Origin of the sequence: Cohnella massiliensis, from assembly GCF_900169535.1 — a bacterium.
Classification (GTDB): domain Bacteria; phylum Bacillota; class Bacilli; order Paenibacillales; family Paenibacillaceae; genus Cohnella; species Cohnella algarum.
This window is the reverse complement of sequence record NZ_LT821247.1, coordinates 1-6,338: the sequence shown is the minus strand read 5'-3', so window position 1 is coordinate 6,338 and position 6,338 is coordinate 1. Positions and strand designations below refer to the sequence as shown.

Genomic DNA, 6,338 nt, shown 5'->3' with positions numbered 1-6,338 from the left:
TGCCCATGGGTTAGTTCTCCTTTGTAGGGAAATGGGCAATTTTGTCTGCTTCCTCTACATTAGGAGACTTTTTTTATTTTGGCTAGCTTCATGTCAGGTTTTTTGCATACGTAGTGGATAAAATCCACCGAAGGACTCCCGATATACGCGAGCTCCTTCGGTTATCTTGCCGGGGCATGACGAAATGGCACAGCATGTCGGAACGTGCAGCATGTCGGCAACTTGCAGTATGGCGAAAACGTGCAGCGCGTGGAAACTTACAGCGGTGCGATATTGTACAACATGGCGAATTCTTGCAGCGTGACCGAAATTAGCAGAGCGGTAAACTCTGTAGCATGACGAAAACCGGTGGCGCGACGGAACCTTGGTCCCTCATGCGCCGGCGAGCCGTGACGACGATAAAAAGAATGCTCCCTCCGGTTCGGAGGAGCATTCTTTTTGCGCGTTCGGCTTGAAATTCGGCAAACGGAACGCGGGCTTGCGGCCGGTCAATCCGTCGTTTTCTTGCTTCGCATCATGAGCAGGAACAAATAAGGAGCGCCCATGACGGCCGCCACGATTCCGGAAGGAATCTCGCGCGGGCTGAGCACCGTGCGGCCGACCCAATCGGCGGCGACGAGCAGCGTCCCCCCCAGCAGGGCGGCCACGACCATCGAACGGCGGTGGTTTGCGCCGACGAGCAAGCGCGCCGCGTGCGGAGCGAGCAGGCCGACGAAGCCGATGGAGCCGACGTTCGCCGCCGACACGGAAGCGAGCACGACGGCGACGGCGCCCGCGAGCAGCCGGGTGCGGCGAACCGGGAGCCCGAGCCCGGTCGAGCTCTCGTCGTTAAAGGAGAGCAGATCGACCCGCCGGCCGAGCCACCAGGCGAAAGGCAGCAGCAGCGCGACCGGCGGCAGCATTTGCGCGACGTGCGGCCAGTCGCGGGCATACGTGCTCCCGGCCATCCAGGCGAGCGCCGGCGCCAGCGTCAGCTTCGCTTGAAGGACGAGGATGTTGATGACCGCGGAGCAGGCGGCGGCGACGGCGATCCCGACGAGGATGAGCACCGTCGGGCTTAAGCCCCTTCGCCAGGCGATCGCGTACACGAGGCCGGAAGCGGCAAGGCCTCCGGCGATGGCGCCGAACGGGAGCCAGCCGGCCGGGAGCTGCGGGAAGGCGATCAGCAGCAGCAGCGCGCCGACGCCGGCGCCGCTCGTGACGCCGACGACCTGCGGGTCCGCAAGCGGGTTGCGGACCGAGCTCTGCAGCAGGCAGCCGCTGACCGCCAGCGCCATGCCGACGAGTCCCGCCGTCAGCAGGCGCGGCAGCCTCATGTCGAGCAGGATCGAGCGGTGAAGCTCGTCGCCCCCGCCGGCCAGCGCGGCCAGCATTTCGGCCAGCGAAAGCCGGACGCTGCCGCTCATCAGGCTGGCGGCCCAGACGGCGAGGAGCAGCGCGCTGAGCAAGGCGACCCAGGCCGGGTACGGAACGGCCCGGACCCAACTCCCCGGCGGAGCCGTCGGAACGCCGGAACGGGCGGAGCCGCGTGCCCCCGCGTGGCGGGAAACCCGCAGCGCCAGCCAAATAAGCCACGGCGCGCCGATGATGGCGGTGACGGCCCCCGCCGGCAGCTCGCCGAAGCTGCTGACGACGGAACGGGCGAGCGTGTCCGATCCGACGAGGATCGCCGCGCCCCATACGGCGCTGACGGGAATGAGCCACGCATGGCGGGCGACGCCGGACAGGCGCACGAGGTGCGGGGCGATCAGGCCGACAAAGCCGATCGGGCCGACGACGCTGACGATGACACAAACGAGCACGACCGCGAGCGCCATGCCGGCGAACCGCGTCGCCCCGACCTTCTGCCCGAGCGAGCGGGCCGTTTCGTCCCCGAAGGCGAGCAGATCGAAATGCCGGGAGGCGAGCACGAGCAGGAGCAGGCCCGCCCCCACCCAGGGCCACGCGAACCGCGCACCGCTCCAGTCGTTCTGGATAAGCGTTCCGGACCCCCACAGAAACAAGCCTTGCGTCGTTTCCTCGAACAGCAGGTGAAGCGCGCTCGTGATCGAGGAGAAGACGAGCGTGACGATCATGCCGGACAGCGCGAAGCGGGCGGGCGTCCCTTTGCGCCCGCCTCCCATCGCGTAGACGGCCGCGGCAGCGGCTGCGCCGCCGGCTACCGCGAACAAAATCGGCGCCTCATGCAGCAGGCCCGGAAAAAAAATCGTGCCGACGACGACGACGAGGTAAGCTCCGGCGTTGACGCCGAGCGTCGACTCGGAGGCGAGCGGGTTGCGCGTCACCGTCTGCATGAGCGCGCCGGCCGCCGCCAGGCCGGCACCGGCGATAATGCCCCTGACCGTCCGCGGCAGCCGCACGCCCAGGACGAGCTGATGCTCGGCAACGTCCTGGGATCGAAACAGCGCATCGACCACGGCTCGCAGCGATACGTTCGCCAACCCTTGCGTCAGGCTGACGAAGACTAGCGCGGCAAGCACGGCAAGCCCTCCCGCAAGCATGCCCAACGGCTTCCAGCCCGCCCCGCGCACAGCGGTTCGGGCTGGATCGGCGTTGCGGAAGGATGGCGTTTCCGCCTCCCGGCCTGCGGGCTTCATTGCGTCAGCAGGGCGGTCGTTTTCTGAGCGAGCAGCTTGACGGACAGCGGCCCGCCGTAAGGCCACGTGTCGCCGCCGAGCGCGTAGACGCGATTTTCCTTGACGAAATCCAGGCCGCTCCAGACCGGATTTTTGGCGAGGAGATCAAGGGCGGGGTCGGTCGACTGGATAATATGAAGCAGCGTCGCGTCCTGTATGCCCGGCAGCGCTTCGACGTCCGTCGTCGAAAAGCCGTAGCCTTCGAATTGGCTCGAATGATAGGCGTTCTTGAGCCCGATGCGCTCCAGCGCCTTGACCGCAAGGGCATTATCGGTCGAAAGCCGGAACGTAACGGCGTTCTGATCGCTGAACGCCATCGCGAGCACGAACGGCATGTCGGCTTTGCCCGCTTCCGCCAGCTTTGCCTTGTTTTCTTCGTAAGACCGGTTCAAATCCTCCAGTACTTTGTCCGCTTCCGCCGTCTTGCCGACGACGTCCGCGATCGTTTTGAACGTCTGTTCCATCTCCTGGTATTGATCCCCTTGGCCTTCGGCCGGATACGGATCGAACACGATCGTCGGCGCGATTCCGGCAAGCTGCTCGTACGTGCTCTCGACGCGGAATTTCACCCCGATAATCAAGTCGGGCTTCAAGGAAGCGATCATCTCCAGGTTCGGTTCCTGGCGGGTGCCCACGTCGACGACATCCGCGCTCAATTGCGGCTCGATATTGACGTTTTTCTTGTAATTTTCGATATCGGCAAAGCCGACCGGCTGCACGCCCAGCGCCAGCAGGTCTTCGCCGTACGTCCATTCGAGCACGACGATGCGCTGCGGTACGCCTTTGACTTCGGTCGTGCCCATCGCATGCTCGATCTTGCGCGTCTCATCGCCGGAAGGCGCGGCCGACTCGGAAGCCGATGGCGACGACGGCGCCGCGGAAGGCGACTCCGAAGCGCTCGGAGAGGCGCCCGAGCTCGAATTGGATCCGTTGTTTCCGCAAGCGGAAAGGACGAGGATGAAAGCTAAAACGAAAAGTAAAACGGAAGGCTTGAACAAACGCACAGTGTGGTCCCCCTGACCGTTCATGTAGCGGCGGAGTTCCGACAGCCTCGGCTGGTTCAGCCTAATGATAACCGTTATCAAATCCGCCAGATTGAATGATAATGGTTATCATTTTCTCTGTCAATAAGCTTTTTTACGAGGACGCGGTTTTTCGCCCGGCCATCTTTTTCCAACCGGCTGCCGTCGCTTCCGCATCCCACCGGAAAGTGGCCGCGGCCGCGCCGAGACAAACGATCGTGAAGCCCGCAAGCATGCCAAGCGGCATCCAGATAGCCGACAAGCCGTCTTGAGGCCGAATCGCGACGGACATGGCTTCCACCAAGTAGTGGAAGGGCTGCATCCTCCCGACGATCGCGACCCACTGCGGCGCGCGTTCGAGCGAATAGAAGGCTTCGCTTGTCAACAGCATCGGAAAGCTCATCAAATTCGAGATCATGTTCACGTTGCCTTCGTCCCTCGACAGGTTGGCGGCAAGAAACCCCAGCGCGGTGAAGCAAACGGTGCCGAGCAGCAGCACAAGCAGAATGAGACCGAGGGCCGCAAAGCCGATTTTTATCCCGAACGAAATCGTGCCGATGGCGATGACGCAGGCGCTGACAAGAAGCGTCAGGACGGTTCGCGAACCCGTTGTCGCGGCAATGAACGCCACGGTCGAAAAAGGCGTCGCCCGCAGCAGCTTGTAGATGCCCCGATTGCGCTGAGCCATGACGTAAAAGGCGGTGACGATGGTCGCGCCGAAAAGAACGTTCGTCGTCAGGACGCCCCCGAGCAGCCGGTAAGAGTAGTCCGAATCGTTGAAATAAAGTCCGAGCCCCATCAGCATGGCAACCGGAAAAACGATGTTCCAGACCAGGGTATGCATGTCGCGAAACAGGCTTTTCAGCATCGTAGTCAAAATAACCCGCATCGAGCGTCCTCCTTAAGTCAATTGAATGTAAAGCTCTTCGAGATTGTCGGCGCCATAGCGGGCGAGCAGCTCGTCGGGCGTTCCGGAAGCCCGAACGCGCCCTTGGCTGATGAGCGCCAGACGGCCGGCCAGCTTGTGCACTTCCTCCATATCGTGCGAAGTAAATACGATGGAGGCGCCCGAATCCGCCAGCGAACGGATCAGCTCCCGGATTTCGCGCCGGGCCCGGGGATCGAGCGCGGCCGTCGGCTCATCCAGAAACAGCAGCTTCGGGTCGTGCACGAGCGCCATCGCGATGGCGAGCCGTTTCTGCTGGCCTCCCGAGAGCCGAAGCGCATCCAGTCGAGCCGAATCGGCCAACCCGCAACGGCTCAAATGGCCGAAGAGTTCCGCGTCCTTCGGCCGCCGGCCGTAAAAGGCGGCGAACATCCGCAAATTTTCAATGGCCGTAAATCCCGGAAAAAAGGGCGTGGACTGAAGCTGCAGTCCGATGTGCCGGGACGGCTCCGAAGTCCAGTAAGCAACCGCCCCCGCATCGGGCCTGCAAAGTCCCAGCACCAAGTCCAGCGTCGTGGATTTGCCCGCTCCGTTGGGACCGATAATGGCAAGCACTTCTCCCTCCCGTATGTCCAGATTCACGCCGTCCACGACCTTTTTTTGCCCATACGTCTTCTTCAGTCCTTTCGCCTCGATAAGCAGGTTTTCCCTCATGCGCGTTTTCGCTCCTTTATAACCAATATTATATATCCAATGTTGGATATATGACTGAGATAATAGCCGCAGCCGAAGCTGAGGCTTATTCCCGGACTAAAGCGATGATTTTGTTCAAAAAAGCAACATCGTGCTCGAGCAGCGAAATCGCATGATCGAATGTCGCGACGGCAACCTCGGACAAGCCGTATTGCTGTTTGATTTCCTTTCCCGAGCGCCATTGAGCTAGCGTCGCCTCCACCTGCCCGAGGTTCCGCTCCAGCAGTTCCAAAGCCTCCTGCTTGGGAATGTTTTCGATCCAGGCGAGCCCGAGCGAGAAGTCGGACTTGACGGAATGCGGAGGAAGCGTCAGCGTTTCGCGGAGCAGCCTCTGGAAGCATTTCTCTCCTTCCTCCGTAATGCTGTAGATTTTGCGAAGTCTCGCGCCCGTCCGTTCTTCTGCGGTTGCCGCGATCAGACCGTCGCCTTCCATTTTGTTGAGCGCGTAATAAATGGAACCGGACAAGACGTTCGTCCACAAATCCATCCGGCTCGACTGGATCAGCTGCTGGATCTCGTAACCGTGCATCGGGCGCTGGCGCAGGAAGGAAAGCAAAATGAGATTGGTCATGACGGTCACTGCCTTTCCTTCTCTTGGGCGGTCAAGCGTTAACCCGGATTGTATATCCAACGTTGGATATACGGCGATTATAGCCCCGCCCTTTCCTCTTGTCAACGGTCCGTTCCGTTAATAGTACAATAAGTGTGTTAACCTTCGTTTTTCTAATGAAAGCTCGCGTAAAATTTAACCATCTCACAGCCTCCGTACGCAAGCAAACGATCCATTTGAGTCGTGACGACTCATCTCAGCCCGCCAAACATAGGCAGCCATGCGCACTTGAGTAATCCCCTATGACGTTACCGTCACCGCCATAGATGAAAATGTGGTCGTACGCATCCTTTTATCCTTCTTCCATTCTGGACAAACAGATAATGAACAGATCAAAAGACGGAAATTTATTGGTCCCCCGTTGAGTAATCCGTCTTATTGCAGTTTGCGAGAGCCGCCCATTGTCCCTAAAGACGCGTATAAACTCTCTC

5 protein-coding genes are annotated in these 6,338 nt (G+C 60.8%); all 5 read right to left on the bottom strand.

The features are described 5' to 3' along the window. Window positions 1-488: 488 nt before the first annotated feature. Window positions 489-2,597, bottom strand: a complete 2,109-nt coding sequence (gene fhuB / locus B7E11_RS01785) for a Fe(3+)-hydroxamate ABC transporter permease FhuB (protein WP_080831932.1) — start codon at window positions 2,595-2,597, stop codon at window positions 489-491. Then, on the bottom strand, window positions 2,594-3,640 hold the full coding sequence (locus B7E11_RS01780; protein ID WP_080831931.1) for an ABC transporter substrate-binding protein: 1,047 nt from the start codon (window positions 3,638-3,640) through the stop codon (window positions 2,594-2,596). Before B7E11_RS01780 ends, fhuB begins: the two co-directional genes overlap by 4 nt. A gap of 133 nt (window positions 3,641-3,773) precedes the next feature. Then, window positions 3,774-4,547 carry an ABC transporter permease gene (locus B7E11_RS01775; protein ID WP_080831930.1) on the bottom strand — a complete coding sequence of 258 codons (774 nt, stop codon included), beginning with the start codon at window positions 4,545-4,547 and terminating at the stop codon, window positions 3,774-3,776. A gap of 12 nt (window positions 4,548-4,559) precedes the next feature. Next, complete coding sequence (locus tag B7E11_RS01770; RefSeq protein WP_080831929.1) at window positions 4,560-5,258, bottom strand: ABC transporter ATP-binding protein; 699 nt, start codon at window positions 5,256-5,258, stop codon at window positions 4,560-4,562. 85 nt (window positions 5,259-5,343) lie between these two features. Next, entirely contained in the window at window positions 5,344-5,868 is a 525-nt protein-coding gene (locus B7E11_RS01765; protein ID WP_080831933.1) for a PadR family transcriptional regulator, read from the bottom strand. Window positions 5,869-6,338: the final 470 nt, after the last annotated feature.

Bases quoted from the DNA above. Each gene is read 5' to 3' on its own strand.
- B7E11_RS01765 (WP_080831933.1), bottom strand. From the start codon at position 5,868: ATGACCAATCTCATTTTGCTTTCCTTCCTGCGCCAGCGCCCGATGCAC.
- B7E11_RS01775 (WP_080831930.1), bottom strand. From the start codon at position 4,547: ATGCGGGTTATTTTGACTACGATGCTGAAAAGCCTGTTTCGCGACATG.
- B7E11_RS01770 (WP_080831929.1), bottom strand. From the start codon at position 5,258: ATGAGGGAAAACCTGCTTATCGAGGCGAAAGGACTGAAGAAGACGTAT.
- fhuB (WP_080831932.1), bottom strand. From the start codon at position 2,597: ATGAAGCCCGCAGGCCGGGAGGCGGAAACGCCATCCTTCCGCAACGCC.